We start from the raw sequence: 15,594 nt of genomic DNA, 5'->3' as shown, positions 1-15,594 counted from the left end.
CGTCAGGCCCAGGTGACGGCGTAGTCGAGCAGGTCGTCCCGGAAGCCGAGGCAGAACTCCACAGTGACGAGTTCCCCGGCGCTGACCGGGGTGACCCGGTGGTACCGGTCCGGGTTGAAGAGGATCACGTCACCGTCGCGGGGGACGTACCGGTCGGCCCGCGTTCCCGCCACCACGTCGGTGTAGCCCGTGCCGTCGACGGTGCGGTGGGCCTCGTCGCCGGGTTCCCAGGCACGGTCGTGCACGACCAACTCACCGCCGCCCGCGGCGGCGCGTACGACCACGACGCACTGGAGGTGGTAGGCGAGGTAGGTGAGCGCGATGTTGGTGCCGTCGCCGTCGCGCATGATGTTGTGGCTGGCGAGCCCCGCGGCCGGCCCCGGAACACGGGTCCGGACCGCGGCCTCCCCGTAGGCGCCCTGACCGTCCTCGACGGCCACCTCCACCGAGCTGAGCCCGAAGGACTCCCGCAGGGCCTCCCGCGTCCGGGCCGGCAGGTCGACGCCCGAGCGCGCCAGCGCCGCGCGGGCCTGCTCGGCGCGCTCGTGGTACGACTCGATCTCGTCGAGAAAGTCGGCGACCGGAGCGTGCAGCAGCCGCGCGGTCTCCGGGACGGCGAGCAGTTCCTGGATCCGGGCCGCCTGGTCGGCGACGGATACGGCCGGGAAGAGATCGCGCAGGACGACGATGGCCGTGTCGCCGTGGGTCAGGTGGCGCAGCGACTCGAACTGTGCGTGCTCGCGCCCGGTGTCTATGACAGTGACTTCCCAGTCCTGGGCAGTCGGCATGCGCCGGTCTCCTTGTACGTCGGTCCGTGTTCACGCCGGCCCGGTGCCGGACATTCCGATGGCAGGAGACGGCGGCCCCTGCATTAACGCAGGCGAGCCGCTCATTCATCGGGATTCCGGGCGCTGTTCTGCAAATGGTGCCGGGAGCACGTGGCGTGAAAGGCGTGGTCTGGCGAACCTACACGGCACACACCCGGCGGTGTCAATGACCGTTCCCAGCATATGAATTGTTTGATGAAAGGGACCGTGACGGCTGTTGGCGACATTTTCTTAAACCTGCTTCACCGGCTTATGCCGGAGTCGTGGCCGACCTAGTGTGAAGGCATGGCCGAGTCCTCGAATACGCGTTCCCCGCTCGCTGGCGAGACGGAGGTGCGCAGCCGCACGCTTGTCGTCACCGCGCATCCCGACGATGTCGACTACGGCGCCGCGGGCGCCGTCGCCCGGTGGGTCGCCGAGGGCGAGGACGTCCGCTACTGCGTGGTGACCGACGGGGACTCCGGTCACTCCGACCTCGCGCTGCCCAAGGCCGAGGTCGCCGCCGCACGCCGGACGGAGCAGCAGGCCGCGGCACGGGCGGTCGGCGTCCGGCACGTGGATTTCCTGGGGCTTCCGGACGGGCGGTTGACACCGTCTCCGGCCCTCCGCCGCTGCTTGACCCGGGTGCTGCGCACGCACCGTCCACACCGGGTGGTGACGCATTCACCGGTACGACAGATCGACCGGATCCGCGCCTCCCATCCGGACCATCTCGCCGTGGGCGAGGCGCTGTTCAGCGCCGTATACCCCGATGCCCGCAACCCGCGGGCGTTTCCCGAACTCGCCGCAGGCGGGCTGGATCCGTGGCGGGTCGCCGAGATCTGGGTGATGACGGGGCGCGACTCGAACACGTACGTCGACATCACCGCCACCCTCGACGCCAAGTGCGCGGCACTGCGCTGCCATGCCAGCCAGCACGCCGATCCGGAGGCGCTCGACGCCGACGTACGACGGTGGGCGGCGACCATCGCCCGCGCCGGGCGGCTTCCCGAGGGACGGTACGCGGAGTCGTTCCGGGTGGTCTCCGCGGACTAGGACCGGTCCCTGGCTCGCGGAGACCACCTACGGCCGCTACCGCCCCGTCAACGCGTAGCGGCCGACCCGCTCGAACACCTGCAGCGACGCCGCGTCGTGGTGGTTGACCACGTTGACGTCGCGGAAGCAGCGGGCGAGCCTGCTGGACTCGACCACGGAGCTGGATCCGGCTGCGGTGTAGAGGATGCCGACGGCCTCCACCGCGTTCTTGGCCGCGGTCGCCGTGGCGAGCATGATCTCCGCGGTCAGCTCGTGCGGGATGTCGGCGTCCGTCGCCGCCACGCGCCAGATGTCGGCGGTGGCCGCGTGCAGGTAGGCGCGGGCCGAGCGCACCAGGGACCTGGCCGTACCCACCTTCTCCTGCACGGTGCCGCGCTCGCTGAGGGTCAGGTCGCTGCCGCGGGCGGTCTTCTTCTGCGCCAGCTCGTGGAAGCAGCCGATGGCGTCCTCGGCGATGCCGAGGGCCAGCGCACCCAACGGCGGATTGATGAAGTGCGCCATGGAGCTCCGGTAGAGCGGGCCGTCCACGACCAGTTCGGCGCCCGGCGCGATGTGCCGGTGCTCGGGGACGAAGACGTCAGTCACCCGGAAGCCGTTGCTCCCCGAGCCACGCAGGCCGACCGCGTTCCACTCGTGGATGACCTCGCTCTCCGCGGCCCGTACGAAGAAGATGTGCGCACCACTGCTGTCGGGTTCATCCGTGACGGAGGCGGAGCAGATGAGCCAGCTCGCCTCCGCGCACCCGCTGGCCAGCCGCCACCTGCCGGTGAGCCGGTAGCCGCCGTCGACCCGGACCGCCGTGCCTGCGGTGTGCAGCGATCCCGCGACCACGGTCAGCGGGTCGCCGAAGATCTCTCTGCCGCCGGCCTCGGGCAGCCGCGCCGCGAGCAGCGCCGAGTTGGCCCCGGCCATCATGGACCAGGCCACGGAGCCGTCGTGCCGGGCGATCTCCTCCACCACGTGCAGCATCACGGCGGGTGGCACCTCGTGGCCACCGAGGGACCGGGGCACCCACAACCGGTACAGCTCGGCGTCCCGAAGCCGCGCCACCAGGTCGGGTGGCAGGTGGCCCAGGGTTTCGACGGTGTCGCGGGCCTCCTGGATGGCGGGCACCAGCCCGGCCACCCGCTCCAGCCACGGCGTGATCCCGCCGGCTTCCTCCGGCAGCGGATTCATCTGAGGACCAACTCCTTATGAGGGGGTGAACAGTGCGTCGAGCGTGGTGATCCGGTGGGGGTCCGCTTCGGGGCGGTCACCCCGGCGGTCCAGGTGAAGCGCGGGCAGCCCGGCCGCGCGGGCGGCACGGACGTCCCACTCGTGGTTGTCACCGACCATGAGGACCGCGCCGGGCGGCTGCCCGAGCCGTGCACAGGCGCGCAGGAACGCGTCGGGGTCCGGTTTGGCGGCGGCCAGGTCCTGCGAGACGCAGACCACGTCGCAGAGGCCGAGCAGTCCGATCGCCCGCAGCTTCCCGGTCTGCCGCCCGGTGGAGCCGTTGCTGAGGACCCCGACGGCGAGACCTGCGGCGCGGACCCGGGTCAGGGCCCGGACGGCGTCCGGGTAGGGCCGGTAGGCCCGTTCGAAACTGTCGAGGTAGCCGGCGAAGACCTCCAGTAAGGACGGCTCGTCGACCGGGCGGTCGAGGGCGACGAGGAACTCCCGCAGCCGCCGCCTTCTGTGTTCGCTCCAGCTGATGGCTCCGCGATGTGCCGCGGGATAGTGCTCGCGTTCCAGCCTCCGCCACAGCTCCAGTACGTCGTCGGAGGGGTCGACACCCAGTTCGGGAAGCCAGCCCAGCAAGGCGTCCGTCACCGATCCGTCGTAGTCGAAGAGGGTGCCGTCGAGATCGAAGAGCACAGCTTTCACGGTATCCACAAGCAACACACTTAATCGAATCTTTCATCAGTCTTCGGCAATGCTGATACCACCGTCCAAAATGTGGACCCGGCGTGGACCTACCAGGAAACGGGCGCTAGATTCCCGTCATTACACCGCGCCAGGGGGAGTCGTGCAAGTCGATGTGAGAAGTCGGGACGGACCACGGTGTCTCTTTTGTTTTCCAGCCGCTATATCGCCCAGCCAGCTACTGGTCTCAACACCTAATTTCTACTTGTTGGCACCGGTCGGGCAGGTGGTCGAGGGCTACCTTTCCATCATGACGAGGGCATGCCATGACACGCCTTTTCGTCTGCGCTGTTTCGACGACGTTCTCGAGGAGTGGTTCCCCGAGATCGAGACGCTCCAGTCTCTGGTCACCGGCTTCTACAGCGACGTGTACGACGCGCCCCCCGTCTTCTACGAGCACGGTCGCGGCGGCGGCGGTGCGTCGGCGTTCGCCGAGGAGGACTACGCCTTCCATCCGCACCTGTGCTCGCTGCCCGGCTCGCTACGCATCCACGAGCCGCTGTCGGAGCTGTTCGCCTCATCCCCGGCACCGCTGCCGGGACTGCGCGAACAGATCGGCTTCCGGCCCTACATCTACGTCCACACGCCCTTCGACGCCGGTCACCAGGAGCCGCTCGCCTACTTCACCGCGGACGACCCGGCGGACGGGCGGGTCACGGGCTTCCGGCTGAAGAAGCTCCTCGTGGACGCGAACGGGCTGGACAGCGGATGGGACTGGCGCACCCATCCCGGCGAGAGCGAACTGAACTCGCTGATCGAGCGGTTCACCGACTGGTACACGAGCAAGTTCCGCCACTACTGACGTCCGCTCGGTGCGCCGCTCGGCGGCACAACCCGATCGACCCGAGGAGTCTTCGTTGTTGTTCCAGAACGGCAAGCAGGAGCGTCTTGACCGCACCTACCTGGAGACCGAGACCGAGCGGCTGGACCGTAAGGTGGCCAAGGAGGGCTTCGCGAGACTCGCCACCCCCGAGCGCTATCTGTTCGCCCGTGGCCTGTCCGAGCTGCCGATCGAGAGTCTCGATGAACTCGGCTCCCTGACGCCGATGGTGAAGAAGGCCATCCAGCGCCTCGACAAGACCGACAACCGCACCTACGCCCGGGTGTCCGCCAACCTGCTGGCTCTCACGGTGGCGGACGGCTCCATCTACGACCTGGACCGCAGCCCGCTGGAGGACGGTCCCGCGGCGATCTTCGTACCCAACGTCGGCGGCCAGTACCCGGTGCGCGGCGGCACGGTCGGCAACCGCTCGCGCCGCGTCCTCGGCATCCAGCCCCCGATCGGTTCGTTCTACGTGGCGTCCTGGTTGGGCCTGCTCGGCGTGGAGGTCAAGGCCTTCAACCTGGAACTCGGCGACTCGGAGTTCGAGGCCTGCGAGGCGGCCCTCGACCAGTTCGGGGAGCGCTGCTACTTCCTCTTCTCGACCTCGAACTTCTTCACCCAGACCGAGATCGAGTCGATGTACTTCCTCAACCAGCAGTGCCGCCGGCACGAGGAGCGCGGCTACGTGCCCCGCCTGGTCGGCGCCGGCTACAGCTCGTACTTCTGCCGCCGGGAATATCTGGAGTACACCCCGCTGGACGTCGTCGTCGGACCGCACGGCGAGACCAGCGAGGCGGACATGATCTTCTCCTCCGCGTACGAGGGGCCCCGGGACAACCGGCCCGCCCTGGAACTCTTCCGCGACATCCCCAACCTGCACCTGGCCGACCGGACCGGCGACGCCGTGCGGGTACACGACACCCGGGTCGTCAAGCTGACCGAGTTCGAGCGCCGGGTGTTCTCCGGCGGCCTCGACGTCAAGCTCATGGAGCTGGACACGAAGTACTGGACGCCCACCAACATCATGGACGTCTGCGCTCCCGACGACCTCAACATCCCGCTCGAACTCGCCGAACTTCCGCAGATCGACGCGGGGGCGAGCACCGACGAGTCCGGCCGGGAGACCGGCGCGCGGGCCCGCTCCACGCTCAGCCTGAGCAACTACGTGCACCGTCCGAACGCCATCAAGATGATGACGGTCTTCGGCAGCTGTCCCCGGGCCTGCGAGTTCTGCCAGCTCACTCAGTGGGGCGAGCAGCTCTACTTCTACGACGGCAGCGAGGCCGTGCGCGCCATGAACCGCGCCGCGGCGGCCTACCCCGATCTCCAGATGTACATCTTCGAGGACGACGACTTCCTGCTGCGCCGTTCACACGTCGAGTCCCTGATCTCGGCGCTGCGCGAGAACGAGCCGACCCAGGGCAAGACCATCTACGTCTCCACCGTGCCGATGGAGGTGGATCCCGACATCATGCTCGACCTGCGCGACGTCGGCTTCCGGGCCATGCTGCTCGGGCTGGAGACCCCGGTGGAGCGGGTCGCCCGCCAGATCGGCAAGTTCAAGCCCCGCTACAGCTGGGAGCACATCCTCGAGGCACCCAAGATTGGCCACGACGCGGGTCTGCACATGCGGATCACCGCCATCCCGTTCTATCCGCTGGTGCAGGAAGGCGACCTCGCCGGCGTCCTCAACGGCCTACTCGACTTCATCACCTACAAGACGGGCATCTCCGTCGCAGTGCACCCGCTGGTCAAGGCGGCACCCGGCATCGACCTGACCAAGCACGGCGCCCACCAGGTGACGACCAAGCCGTACACCCTGCCCGACGGCTCGGGCCGCTCGATTGATCTCCTCCAGTACGTCATGCCGGACGATCCGATCGTCTCGGCAGTGGCCCTCGAAGCTATCCGGACCACCGCAGACCGGGTGGACTCGATCGTCGAGACGCTGGGCACCAACGGTGGTGACCACCCGTCCGCGCTCGGTGTGGTGGCCCTTTTCGCCAGCACCGTCGAAGCCTGGCGGCGGACGCCCGGGCGCACCATCGACGACGAGGTGCTCGACGCCCTCGACCTCCGGCTCAAGGCGGCGATCGACCAGATCACCTTCAAGCACCGGGCGATGACCGACGTGCACCGGGTGCTCCGGGACCAGGGGCGGAATCCCCGTGCCCTCACGGACTACCTCAACGAGGAGAACGCGCCGTACCTGCACCTCGGACTGCGGATGGCTGCGGACTTCGGCACCCCCGAGGAGGCCTTGGCCGCCGCCCGGATCGCGACCTTCGCGCAGGCCGAGGGCTTCACCGACTGGACGGTCCAGCACAGCCTGCGCTACGCCCTCAAGCGCCGGATGCCCGAGGACGTCCAGCGCGAGCTCACCACCCTGGTGGATCGTCTGGGCGAGCCTGTCCGGCCGGTCATCGAGCAGCACGCCCCCAAGCTGCTGCGCCTGGCCCAGGCGTAGGAAGCCCGGTGGGTGCCATGGCCCGGAGCGGTGGAAGTTGGCAGTCGGAGCGGGATCGCATCGCGCACGAGTGCGAAGGGATCCGCTCCGAGGTCAGCACCCAGGTCCGGGCGGCGATGGTGACGGCCGGGCTGCCGGCCGCCACCAACCCGCCGCTCGTCGACCGCTGGTACGACACGTGGATCGACAAGGCCGCCGACGAACAGTGGTACCTGAGTCTGGCCGACGACGAGCGCGGGTCCTTCGTCCGCGTCGAGGGTCTGCCGGAGCTGGCCGCGGCGGCCCGTACGGACCGTCCCGTGCTGCTCGTCGGTGCGCACCTGCACGCCCACACGGTGGGCCCGGTCCACCTGGACTTCCTCGGGCTGCGCCAGACCATCCTCGTCCACGAGGCGATGCTGCCCGTGATGCGCCACTACGGGCTCCGCAACTCCACGTGGACCACGCCCGGCCGAGGCTTCAGCCTGTCCTTGCGCGCCGCGCGCGACCAGGGCGGGCTGTTCGTCAGCTACGCCGATGTCGGCGTCGACGGTCTTCCGCTGCTGCCGGGGCCGGACGAGGAGAGCGCCCCGGCTCCCGTGCCACGCATGGTCAGCCTCGCCCGGGCACAGGTGTTCACCTGGCGGGTGACACCCGAGGACGGAACGGGTGGGCGCCGCCTGCTGCTGCGGCTGCGACGACGTGCGCCGTGGGAGGCGGGTGAACAGTCGGCGGACGAACCGCGCGCGTGGGTGCGCAGGAGCCTGCTGGCCCGGCCCGAGACGTGGATGCTCTGGCGGCAGGTGCGTACGACAGCGTCACGCCCCCTGAGCCTGCGCTGGCCGGGCACCGGCGACGCGTCCGTCGCTTCCTGACCCGGGCTTCGCCTGCTCGACAGACCCTACCGAGAGAGAGCGCTCGATGACCATCACCGATAGCTGCACCAGGGCCGAGCTGCTGGCCTCGATGGACGAGCAGCGGAGGCGGATCGAGTCCGTCGCGTCCGTCGTCGACGAGATCGCCGACCTGCCGACCGGGGTGGGCACGTGGACCGTCAGGGACACCCTCTGCCACCTCGCCGTCTACTATCCCGAACACGAGGTGGACGAGCAGATGGCCAAGCTGCGCCGGCTCGCCGCGGCCGGCAGCACGAACCGTCGGCCGGACTTCGACATCGACGCTGCGAACGCTGAACGACTGCGCGCCTACGAGGGCGTACCGGTGTCCAAGATCCTCGACATCGTCACGAGGGCCCGACGCCGCATCCGTGCCGAGGTGGAGGCCCTCGACGACGCATTCCTGGCGCTCCCCGTGGCCGGCACGGCCTGGGGCGATGTCGTGCCGGTGGGCCGCGTCGTCGCGGAGTCGACCTGCACGCACGACGAGGGGCATCTGGACGAGATCGTCCGGGCCGTCCGGGCCCACGACGCGGCCCTCGGGGCCATCCTGTCGTGACCACGCGCCTGACCCCCGAGGCGCTCGACGCGGCCATCCTTTCGGCCCTGCCCGGATCCGAGATCGGCGCGGACGAGGAACTGACCATCGAACCGGTGGACGGTGCGCCACACGTGTGGCGGGTGCGCCGCGCCGCAAACGCGTCCGGCCCCGGCCGCCCGGCGCGGCCGAGCAACCTGATCGTCAAGTTCCCGCCGGCCGACGACGGCGTGCGCGCGTTCAAGGAACGCCTCGGTCTGCCGGCCGTGGAACGTCACGTGCACAGCCCGGACGGCGTCCACGGCACCGAACTGCTGCGCCTGCCGAGGCTGCGCGGCTGGGGCCCTGCGACCCGCGGGACCTCTCTCGTCCTGGTCCTCGACGACATGGCCGAGGGAACCCTGCCGCCCCGCGCCGTGCTCTCCGCCGCCGACAGCGAGCGAGCGGTCCGGGCCCTCGCCTCGTTCCATGCCCGCTGGTGGGACCGCGTCCCGGACGAGTGGCGGTGGCTGCCCGACGAGGCCGCCCCGGCCCGCGCGGACTTCTTGGTGGGAACCTTTCGCTCGGCGGGACTCTCCGCCGTCGCCGAGGCGAGCTGGTTGCCCGCCGAGGTGCGGTCCGGCTCCGCACGCCTCGCCGAGCGGGCGCCGGCCCTGCTGCGGGCGCTGAGCGCGCCCCCCGTGACCGTCGTCCACGGTGATCTGCACTCGGGCAACGTGCTGTTCCCCGCCGATCCGGCGGAGCCGGGAATCCGGGTGATCGACTGGGAGGCCGCGACCCGTGCCCGCGGACCGCTGGACCTGGCCTTCCTCGTCGCCAACAGCGAGGCCGACGACGTGGAACTGCTCGAGCTCTACCGGAGGGAGCTGACTGTCGCGGTGCCTGGCATCACTGCCGACGTGCTGCTGAGCGACTACCGCTGTGCTCTGCTCTACCACTACCTGCGCCGGGTGGCGCTGCGCACGGCCTACGGGGCGGGCGTCCCCGACGACGCCGCCGTCCGCCGGGCCACGGCGGCCCTGGTGCGGCATCACGCCTTCGACGAACTCGATGCGTTGTGAACGACCCGCAGGATTCCCGCAAGGCGGCATCGGCGGCCAGGGGTGACCGTCCCCGCACCGGCGGGGCCAGTTCCACCGCGCTGGGCAACGCGTTCATGCGAGCCTTCCACACCGCTCACGAGCCAGCGCCGGTCCACGTCGACCCGGTCGCCGCGCAGCTGCTGAGCGAGCAGGAGTGGGCCTTCTTCCGCGGGAGCGTCCTCGGCTCGTCGGCGGTACGCGGTCCGCAGGCCGACCGGAACCCGGAGGGCGCCATCCGCTGGTGGATGCGCGCCGGTTCGGTGGCGGCGCCGCACGTGCTGCTGCGCGGCCGTCACACCGAGGATGCCCTGCGCCGCGCCTGCGGCCGTGGAGCGCGGCAGTACCTGCTGCTCGGCGCGGGCTTCGACAGCTTCGCGCTGCGCCGACCGGAGTGGGCGGAAGGGTTGACGGTGTACGAGATCGATCAGCCGGCCACGCAGGAACTGAAGCGGGCCCGGGTGGCCCGGCTGCGCCCCGACGGAGTGACCGGGCTGCGGATGGTCCCGGCGAACCTCGCCGAGCAGCGGCTCGACGAGGTGCTGCGGAAGGTTCCCGGGCTCGACGGCACCCGGCGCACCTTCGTGGCGTGGAGCGGGGTCACCTACTACCTGCAGGAGCAGGCGATCTCCGCCACCCTGGAGGCGCTCGGCGGGTTCTTCACCGCTGGGCTGACCGTCGTGCTCGACTACTGGGAGGCGCGGCATCTCGCTGAGCCTCGGGACGCAGCCGTCGCGAGCATGGCGGCGAGCGTACGACGCAACGGCGAACCCTTCGTCTGGGGCTCCTCGCCCCGGGAACTGGCCACTCTGGCCAGCTCCACGGGATACCAGGTGCTGGCCGATGTCAGCGCGGTCGAGGTGGCGAAGGACTGTCAGGCGAGGGGCAGCGTCGCCCTCTCACCGCACCCCATCGGCCGGTTTGCGGAGTTGGAGGGGTGAGGCCATGACGGCACCGCGGCGGTGGACGCCTGGCGAGCAGGTGCTGGTGCAGGAGGTCTGGCGGGACCGGGTGTGGTCCGCGCGGCCGATGACGGCGGTGCGGGACGACGGCGATCTCCTCGTCTTGTGGATGCCGGCGGGCACCGAGTGGCGGGCACCCGACTCCCCGCCGGAGAGGCCAGCTCCGGCCGACCGGGGCGAGCGGATCGCCGAGTGCCTCGTCCGGTCGGACTGGGTGCACATCGACCGGGTCTGGCGGATGAACACGCTCTGGCTCATGCCGCACGGCCTGCACCACGTGGTCTGGGTCTGCTGGGATCGGGAAGGCGCGCACCTCGGCTGGTACGTGAACTTCCAGCGCCCGTACGTCCGTGCGGGCGCCACCGTCCAGTACATGGACTACGCCCTTGACCTCCGGGTCGCCCCGGACGGCACGGCGACCTGGAAGGACGAGGGCGATCTCGCCCAGTTGACGAGCCGGGGTCTGGTGCCGCCGGAGAGCGTCCGGTCGATGCGCGCCGAGGGAGTGGCACTGAGCCGGGCGGCCCTGCGGCGCGATCCCCCGTTCGACGTGCGCTGGACCGACTGGCGTCCCGACCCGAACTGGCCGGTGCCCCACCTCGACCCGCGCTGGTCCCTGCCAAGACTCGGCGTCGGCGAGCACTCCGGCTGAGACCGGACCTGCGTCGCCGGTCGGACCGGCGAGGCCGGACAAGGGGAACGGCCTGATCGGAGTAGGGGGCGAGGGTGCGGTCCGGTCAGTGCACCGAGGCGACGAGCGCATCCCGCGCCTCCCCAACCCCGCCGCAGGCGAAGGTCTCGCGGAACACGCTGCGGGCCGCACGCACCAGAGGCGTGATGTCCGAGGTACGCCACAGCAGGCTGATGGCATGTCTGAGCAGCGGAGCCGCGAAGGGCCGGACGCTGATCGGCGCGCGGCTCGCCCTGGCGGCCATCCTCGGCACGCAGGCGACGCCGACCCCGCTGCCGGCGAGGGCGCACGCCATCGCATAGTCCGCCGTCTCGAACGCGACCACCGGAGGGGGCATCGAACGGCTCGCGAACAGCGCCTCCAACGCCTCACGCGAAGCCAGGCCACGCCGCCCGATGATGAGGGGAAAACCCGCCAGCGCTGTCCAGTGCAGGGGCATGCGCTCCGCCGTCAGGGGATGCCCCTCGTTGGCGACCAGGAGCAATTCTTCCTCGAGGAGCACCTCCGAGCTCAGCCCCGCCGGCACGGTAGGTGGTCGGCCGTGGATGTACGAGGGGGTGAGCAGGAGATGGATGTCGCCCTCGGCTAATCGCTCGAACCCGTCGGCATGGTCGAACTCCTGCATGGACAGGGCGATGGTCGGGTGCCTGCGGCGCAACTCGGCCAGGACGTCGGGCAGGAACTGGGTCTCGCCCGTGGTGAAGGTGCCGATGCGCAGTTGCCCTTCCGACACTTCGAGGAACTGCATCAGGTCGGTCTCGGTGGCCCGCAGGATCGCCTCGATCTCGCGCGCCCGCTGCACGAGCAGCTCACCGGCAGCGGTGAGCCGCGCGCCCCGGCGGTGCCGTACGAGCAACTGCATTCGAACTTCCCGTTCGAGCTTGGCCATTTGTTGGCTCAAGGCGGGGGCCGTATAACCGAGTCTTGACGCGGCCGCAGAAATCGAACCGGTTTCCGCCACCGCGACGAGCGCGAGCAGTCGACTGAGATCCTGCACTGTTCCTCCATTTGAGCAGCGGAATGCACCTCCTGAGGGCACACGTGACGACCGAATTGCCATCGGGCATTCGGCAGGGAGGCGTCAACGACGTACGAAGGCTGACCGCGCGCTCACGGCATGGAATGGCCGTGGTCGACGTCTGGTCTCGCGGTGATTCCGCACAACGACATGTCCACGTAGCGCCCCCGTATCAGTGAACGTTCGCCCTGACGGGCAGTCGGCCTGCCAGGGCTACTCCCGGTAGTCTCCAGAGCACGCCCGGCCGGCGCAAGACGATCCAGCCGACGTCTCGCGTTTCGAGATTTCAAGGTGGCGACCACCACCTGCCGACCCGGACGCCGCAGAACGGGGCACCGACCGACCGTCCAGGCACGACGGAGGGCTGCCCGACGGACTCGTGTGCGCGGGCCGACGTCTGGGCGGCGTCGACGCCGGTCAGATTTTATTAGCCACTCGAAGAGGGCCGCTTGACATTGACGTCCATCCTTTGCCTGTTGAGCGCGGACCGGTCGCCGAATCGGCTCGTACAGCCGTAGACCGCAGCCCGGCTCGGCGAGTCGACCACTCGCCGCGAACGGACGCCATTCCTGTCGACGGAATTGGGCCCCTGCGGCCAGTCACAGCCGAGCAGGCATTCCGAAATTCACAGTGCCCGGTCAGGCGGGACTCAAGGCACCCCGGAGCGCGTTGTCCCGGCTCGAAGCGCGGCCGGCGTTGGGGGTCAGTCGGCACGGGTGGTGCTTGGTGTGTCGCCGACGGCGCGTCGATACCGGTCGGCAAGCATCCTGAGGTGACCGAGGAGCTCCGGCGGCTCAATGACCTCGAAGTCGGCGCCGAGCAGACCGAACCAGACAGCGAGTTGCTCGAGGTTGTCAGATCCTGTGCGCACCCTGCAGCGATCTCTACCGATAAATTCGACGGGCCCTACTGCTGGTGGGAGTCTTTCGACGACGACTTCGGCGGGCAGGTGCACGATGATTGTCGCCCGGTGCCGCCACACGGCTCGGCCGATCCCGCGCATGACGTATGCGCCGACGTCCGGGTCCGGCAGCGGCCGGGCGAGAAACCGAGGCCCGTGCGGTAGACGCAAGGTCATACGGTCGACGCGGTAGGTGCGCCAATCTTCCCGCTGGATGTCCCAACCGACGAGGTACCAGCGTCTCCCCCAGTTGACCAGGCGGTAGGGCTCGGCCTCACGGCGAGACTCTGAGGCGTCGTGGGAGCGGTAGTCGAAACGCAGTCGTTGCCGGTCTCGGCACGCTGCGGCGATCTCGCTGAGCGCCGTTGCGGCAACCCGCTGATTGTCGTCGCCTGCCGAGACGGCGACACTGTAGGTCTGTAGCGCGTTGATTCGGTTCCGCAGCCGGGTTGGCAGCACTTGTTCGAGTTTCGCCAAGGCTCGGGCGGAGGATTCCTCGATGCCGGCTACGGACGGCGTGGCGGTGCGCAGTCTGATGGCGATGGCGACGGCTTCCTCGTCATCGAGCAGTAGCGGCGGGAGGACTGCGCCCGCGGCGAGGCGGTAGCCGCCGTCGGTGCCGAACGTGGCGTGCACCGGGTAGCCGAGAGCGCGGAGACGCTCGACGTCGTTGCGCACGGTTCTGGTGGTCACGTTCAGCCGCTCGGCCAGCTCGGTGCTGCTCCACCTGCGTGGGGTTTGCAGGAGGGACAGCAGCCGGAGCAACCGCGCCGATGTTTCCAACATGCCGGAAGTTTCCCACCCCAGTAGGAAACTGATGTTCCTACTTCGCTGCCAGAGTCTGCGGCATGGACAACACGACGCCACCGCTGGCTCGGACTCTTTGCTGTCCTCGCGGCGATGATCATGAACTTGCTCGATGCCACTGTCGTCAACATCGCGGCGCAAGCGATCAGAGCGGATCTTGGCGGGTCACATGCGAGCGTGCAGTGGATCGCCGCAGCCTGCACCTTGGCATTAGCTGGAGGCCTGCTGACAGGCGGGCGCCTGGGCGACATATTTGGCCGCAAGGTGCTTCTGCTGGTGGGCGCCGCCGGTTTCGTGGCCGCCTCCCTGGCCTGTGCGGCCGCGTGGTCGCCCGACACTCTGATCGCCGCCCGGACGGTGCAAGGCCTGTTCGCCGCGTTGATGATTCCGCAGGCCTTCGGGTTGGTCCGGACCTCTTCCCGCCCGAGGAGATCGGGAAGGCGCGTTCGGCACGTTGGGCCCCGTGATCGGCCTGTCGGCCCTGGCGCGTCCATCGTCGCGGGGTTGCTCATCAACGCAGACCTGTTCGCTCTCGGATGGCGCCTGGTGTTCCTGATCAATGCTCCGATTGGCGCGTTCACCGGCTACCGAAGAAGGCACGTCAAACAACCATGGCGGAGGTGAATCAGGAGCAGCTCGCGAGCATCTGACAGCAAGCCGAGACCTAATCCCACTCAGACCTCACCATTTTCTGGAGTAATCAATGATCCTCGTGACTGCGGCTACGGCACCCGTGGGCCGGTCCATCGTCGAGCAGCTGGTGTCGATCGGTAAGCCTGCACGGGCCCTGACTCGTGATCCGCAGCAGGCGGATCTTCCTGCCGGCGCTGAGGTCGTCGCCGGCGACATGAAGGACCCTGGGACTCTGCCGGCTGCGGTGAGGGACGTCGACGGGATCTTCGTCCTCGCCATGGGCCCTGGGGTGCCGGAGCTCATCGAGGCCGCGAAGAACGCCGGTGTCAAGCGCGTGGTGTTCCAGTCCACGGCGGAGATCGACGACAACGCGGAGCAGCAGCCCAACGACATCGCGGCGTTCCACCACGGAATCGAGCAGGCGATCATCGACTCCGGGATGCAGTGGACCTTCCTGCGACTGGACATCAACTCCGCCGACGCGCTGCACTGGGCATTCGACGTCCCTGGACAGCTCGCGGCCGGTGACGTCGTTCGAGGCCCCTACGCTGACGCAGCAGGCTCCCCGATTCACCCCGCTGACCTCGCCGGGATCGCTGTGGCAGCGCTGACCCAGGACGGGCACAGCGAGCAGCGTTACCACGTCACCGGACCACAGTCGCTTACCCACCGGGAGCAGATCGAGCTGATCGGCAGGACGCACGGCCGTGAGCTGCGATACGAGGAGATCGATCCCGCGACCGCGCGGGCGGAGATCGCCCCGCACGCGCCTGCTGACCTTTTGTTCGCCACTTGGGAGACGCACGTCAACAAGCCCGCGCCGGTCACGGACACCATCGAGCGCGTGACCGGCCGGGCGCCGCGCAGCATGCGCGAGTGGGCCGAAGCGCACGCTCGTGTCGGTTCGGATCGGTAGCTCGTGTCCCACGTGATTGGATCGCGCCGACTCGGGCGCACAAACCGTGCCCCCGAGTCGGCGCGACAATCGGCAGCCCGCTACCGGCGGCCGAACTTGACACTCACCTTTGCTACT

15 protein-coding genes are annotated in these 15,594 nt (G+C 69.3%); 10 read left to right on the top strand and 5 right to left on the bottom strand.

Annotation, left to right across the window (positions count from 1 at the left end):
* Positions 1-2: 2 nt before the first annotated feature.
* Positions 3-788 (bottom strand): hypothetical protein, encoded by a 786-nt coding sequence (locus tag ACLQ27_RS31935; protein ID WP_357493127.1) that lies wholly within the window; start codon positions 786-788, stop codon positions 3-5.
* A 324-nt stretch (positions 789-1,112) separates the two neighbouring features.
* Between ACLQ27_RS31935 and ACLQ27_RS31930 the strand changes: the two genes are divergently transcribed.
* A complete protein-coding gene (locus tag ACLQ27_RS31930) occupies positions 1,113-1,862 on the top strand; it encodes a PIG-L deacetylase family protein (RefSeq protein WP_357493129.1) in 750 nt (249 codons plus the stop codon).
* A gap of 36 nt (positions 1,863-1,898) precedes the next feature.
* Here ACLQ27_RS31930 and ACLQ27_RS31925 read toward each other — a convergent pair whose 3' ends face one another.
* Both ACLQ27_RS31925 and ACLQ27_RS31920 read right to left on the bottom strand, forming a co-directional pair.
* On the bottom strand, positions 1,899-3,038 hold the full coding sequence (locus ACLQ27_RS31925; protein WP_357493131.1) for an acyl-CoA dehydrogenase family protein: 1,140 nt from the start codon (positions 3,036-3,038) through the stop codon (positions 1,899-1,901).
* A 15-nt stretch (positions 3,039-3,053) separates the two neighbouring features.
* A complete protein-coding gene (locus ACLQ27_RS31920) occupies positions 3,054-3,719 on the bottom strand; it encodes an HAD family hydrolase (protein ID WP_357493133.1) in 666 nt (221 codons plus the stop codon).
* Between the two features lie 298 nt (positions 3,720-4,017).
* Between ACLQ27_RS31920 and ACLQ27_RS31915 the strand changes: the two genes are divergently transcribed.
* Genes ACLQ27_RS31915 through ACLQ27_RS31885 form a run of 7 tightly spaced genes read left to right on the top strand, consistent with a single transcriptional unit; the run spans position 4,018 to position 11,163 of the window.
* Positions 4,018-4,569 carry a hypothetical protein gene (locus tag ACLQ27_RS31915; RefSeq protein WP_357493135.1) on the top strand — a complete coding sequence of 184 codons (552 nt, stop codon included), beginning with the start codon at positions 4,018-4,020 and terminating at the stop codon, positions 4,567-4,569.
* A gap of 55 nt (positions 4,570-4,624) precedes the next feature.
* Positions 4,625-7,057: a radical SAM protein gene (locus tag ACLQ27_RS31910; protein WP_357493138.1), complete on the top strand. Its 2,433-nt coding sequence runs from the start codon at positions 4,625-4,627 to the stop codon at positions 7,055-7,057.
* 17 nt (positions 7,058-7,074) lie between these two features.
* A complete protein-coding gene (locus ACLQ27_RS31905; protein WP_425870217.1) occupies positions 7,075-7,911 on the top strand; it encodes a hypothetical protein in 837 nt (278 codons plus the stop codon).
* A 46-nt stretch (positions 7,912-7,957) separates the two neighbouring features.
* Positions 7,958-8,491: a hypothetical protein gene (locus ACLQ27_RS31900; RefSeq protein WP_357493142.1), complete on the top strand. Its 534-nt coding sequence runs from the start codon at positions 7,958-7,960 to the stop codon at positions 8,489-8,491.
* Complete coding sequence (locus tag ACLQ27_RS31895) at positions 8,488-9,531, top strand: phosphotransferase (RefSeq protein ID WP_357493144.1); 1,044 nt, start codon at positions 8,488-8,490, stop codon at positions 9,529-9,531. Before ACLQ27_RS31900 ends, ACLQ27_RS31895 begins: the two co-directional genes overlap by 4 nt.
* Positions 9,528-10,490 carry a class I SAM-dependent methyltransferase gene (locus ACLQ27_RS31890; RefSeq protein WP_357493145.1) on the top strand — a complete coding sequence of 321 codons (963 nt, stop codon included), beginning with the start codon at positions 9,528-9,530 and terminating at the stop codon, positions 10,488-10,490. Before ACLQ27_RS31895 ends, ACLQ27_RS31890 begins: the two co-directional genes overlap by 4 nt.
* 4 nt (positions 10,491-10,494) lie before the next feature.
* The gene (locus tag ACLQ27_RS31885; RefSeq protein ID WP_357493147.1) at positions 10,495-11,163 is read left to right on the top strand and encodes a DUF402 domain-containing protein; all 669 of its coding nucleotides are present in this window, start codon (positions 10,495-10,497) and stop codon (positions 11,161-11,163) included.
* 85 nt (positions 11,164-11,248) lie between these two features.
* Here the strand turns inward: ACLQ27_RS31885 and ACLQ27_RS31880 are convergent, their stop codons facing one another.
* Positions 11,249-12,199: a LysR family transcriptional regulator gene (locus tag ACLQ27_RS31880; protein ID WP_357493148.1), complete on the bottom strand. Its 951-nt coding sequence runs from the start codon at positions 12,197-12,199 to the stop codon at positions 11,249-11,251.
* A gap of 724 nt (positions 12,200-12,923) precedes the next feature.
* Positions 12,924-13,907: a helix-turn-helix transcriptional regulator gene (locus ACLQ27_RS31875; protein WP_357493150.1), complete on the bottom strand. Its 984-nt coding sequence runs from the start codon at positions 13,905-13,907 to the stop codon at positions 12,924-12,926.
* A gap of 114 nt (positions 13,908-14,021) precedes the next feature.
* Between ACLQ27_RS31875 and ACLQ27_RS31870 the strand changes: the two genes are divergently transcribed.
* Both ACLQ27_RS31870 and ACLQ27_RS31865 read left to right on the top strand, forming a co-directional pair.
* A complete protein-coding gene (locus ACLQ27_RS31870) occupies positions 14,022-14,552 on the top strand; it encodes an MFS transporter (RefSeq protein ID WP_357493152.1) in 531 nt (176 codons plus the stop codon).
* 79 nt (positions 14,553-14,631) lie between these two features.
* The gene (locus ACLQ27_RS31865; RefSeq protein WP_357493154.1) at positions 14,632-15,477 is read left to right on the top strand and encodes an NAD(P)H-binding protein; all 846 of its coding nucleotides are present in this window, start codon (positions 14,632-14,634) and stop codon (positions 15,475-15,477) included.
* Positions 15,478-15,594: the final 117 nt, after the last annotated feature.

It is taken from the genome of Micromonospora sp. DT63 (assembly GCF_049841615.1).
Taxonomy (GTDB): Bacteria; Actinomycetota; Actinomycetes; order Mycobacteriales; family Micromonosporaceae; genus Micromonospora.
This window is presented reverse-complemented; position numbering and strand designations above follow the sequence as displayed.

Bases quoted from the DNA above. Each gene is read 5' to 3' on its own strand.
- ACLQ27_RS31875 (WP_357493150.1), bottom strand. From the start codon at position 13,907: ATGTTGGAAACATCGGCGCGGTTGCTCCGGCTGCTGTCCCTCCTGCAA.
- ACLQ27_RS31915 (WP_357493135.1), top strand. From the start codon at position 4,018: ATGACGAGGGCATGCCATGACACGCCTTTTCGTCTGCGCTGTTTCGAC.
- ACLQ27_RS31905 (WP_425870217.1), top strand. From the start codon at position 7,075: ATGGCCCGGAGCGGTGGAAGTTGGCAGTCGGAGCGGGATCGCATCGCG.
- ACLQ27_RS31925 (WP_357493131.1), bottom strand. From the start codon at position 3,038: ATGAATCCGCTGCCGGAGGAAGCCGGCGGGATCACGCCGTGGCTGGAG.
- ACLQ27_RS31935 (WP_357493127.1), bottom strand. From the start codon at position 788: ATGCCGACTGCCCAGGACTGGGAAGTCACTGTCATAGACACCGGGCGC.
- ACLQ27_RS31885 (WP_357493147.1), top strand. From the start codon at position 10,495: ATGACGGCACCGCGGCGGTGGACGCCTGGCGAGCAGGTGCTGGTGCAG.
- ACLQ27_RS31900 (WP_357493142.1), top strand. From the start codon at position 7,958: ATGACCATCACCGATAGCTGCACCAGGGCCGAGCTGCTGGCCTCGATG.
- ACLQ27_RS31930 (WP_357493129.1), top strand. From the start codon at position 1,113: ATGGCCGAGTCCTCGAATACGCGTTCCCCGCTCGCTGGCGAGACGGAG.
- ACLQ27_RS31870 (WP_357493152.1), top strand. From the start codon at position 14,022: ATGATCATGAACTTGCTCGATGCCACTGTCGTCAACATCGCGGCGCAA.
- ACLQ27_RS31865 (WP_357493154.1), top strand. From the start codon at position 14,632: ATGATCCTCGTGACTGCGGCTACGGCACCCGTGGGCCGGTCCATCGTC.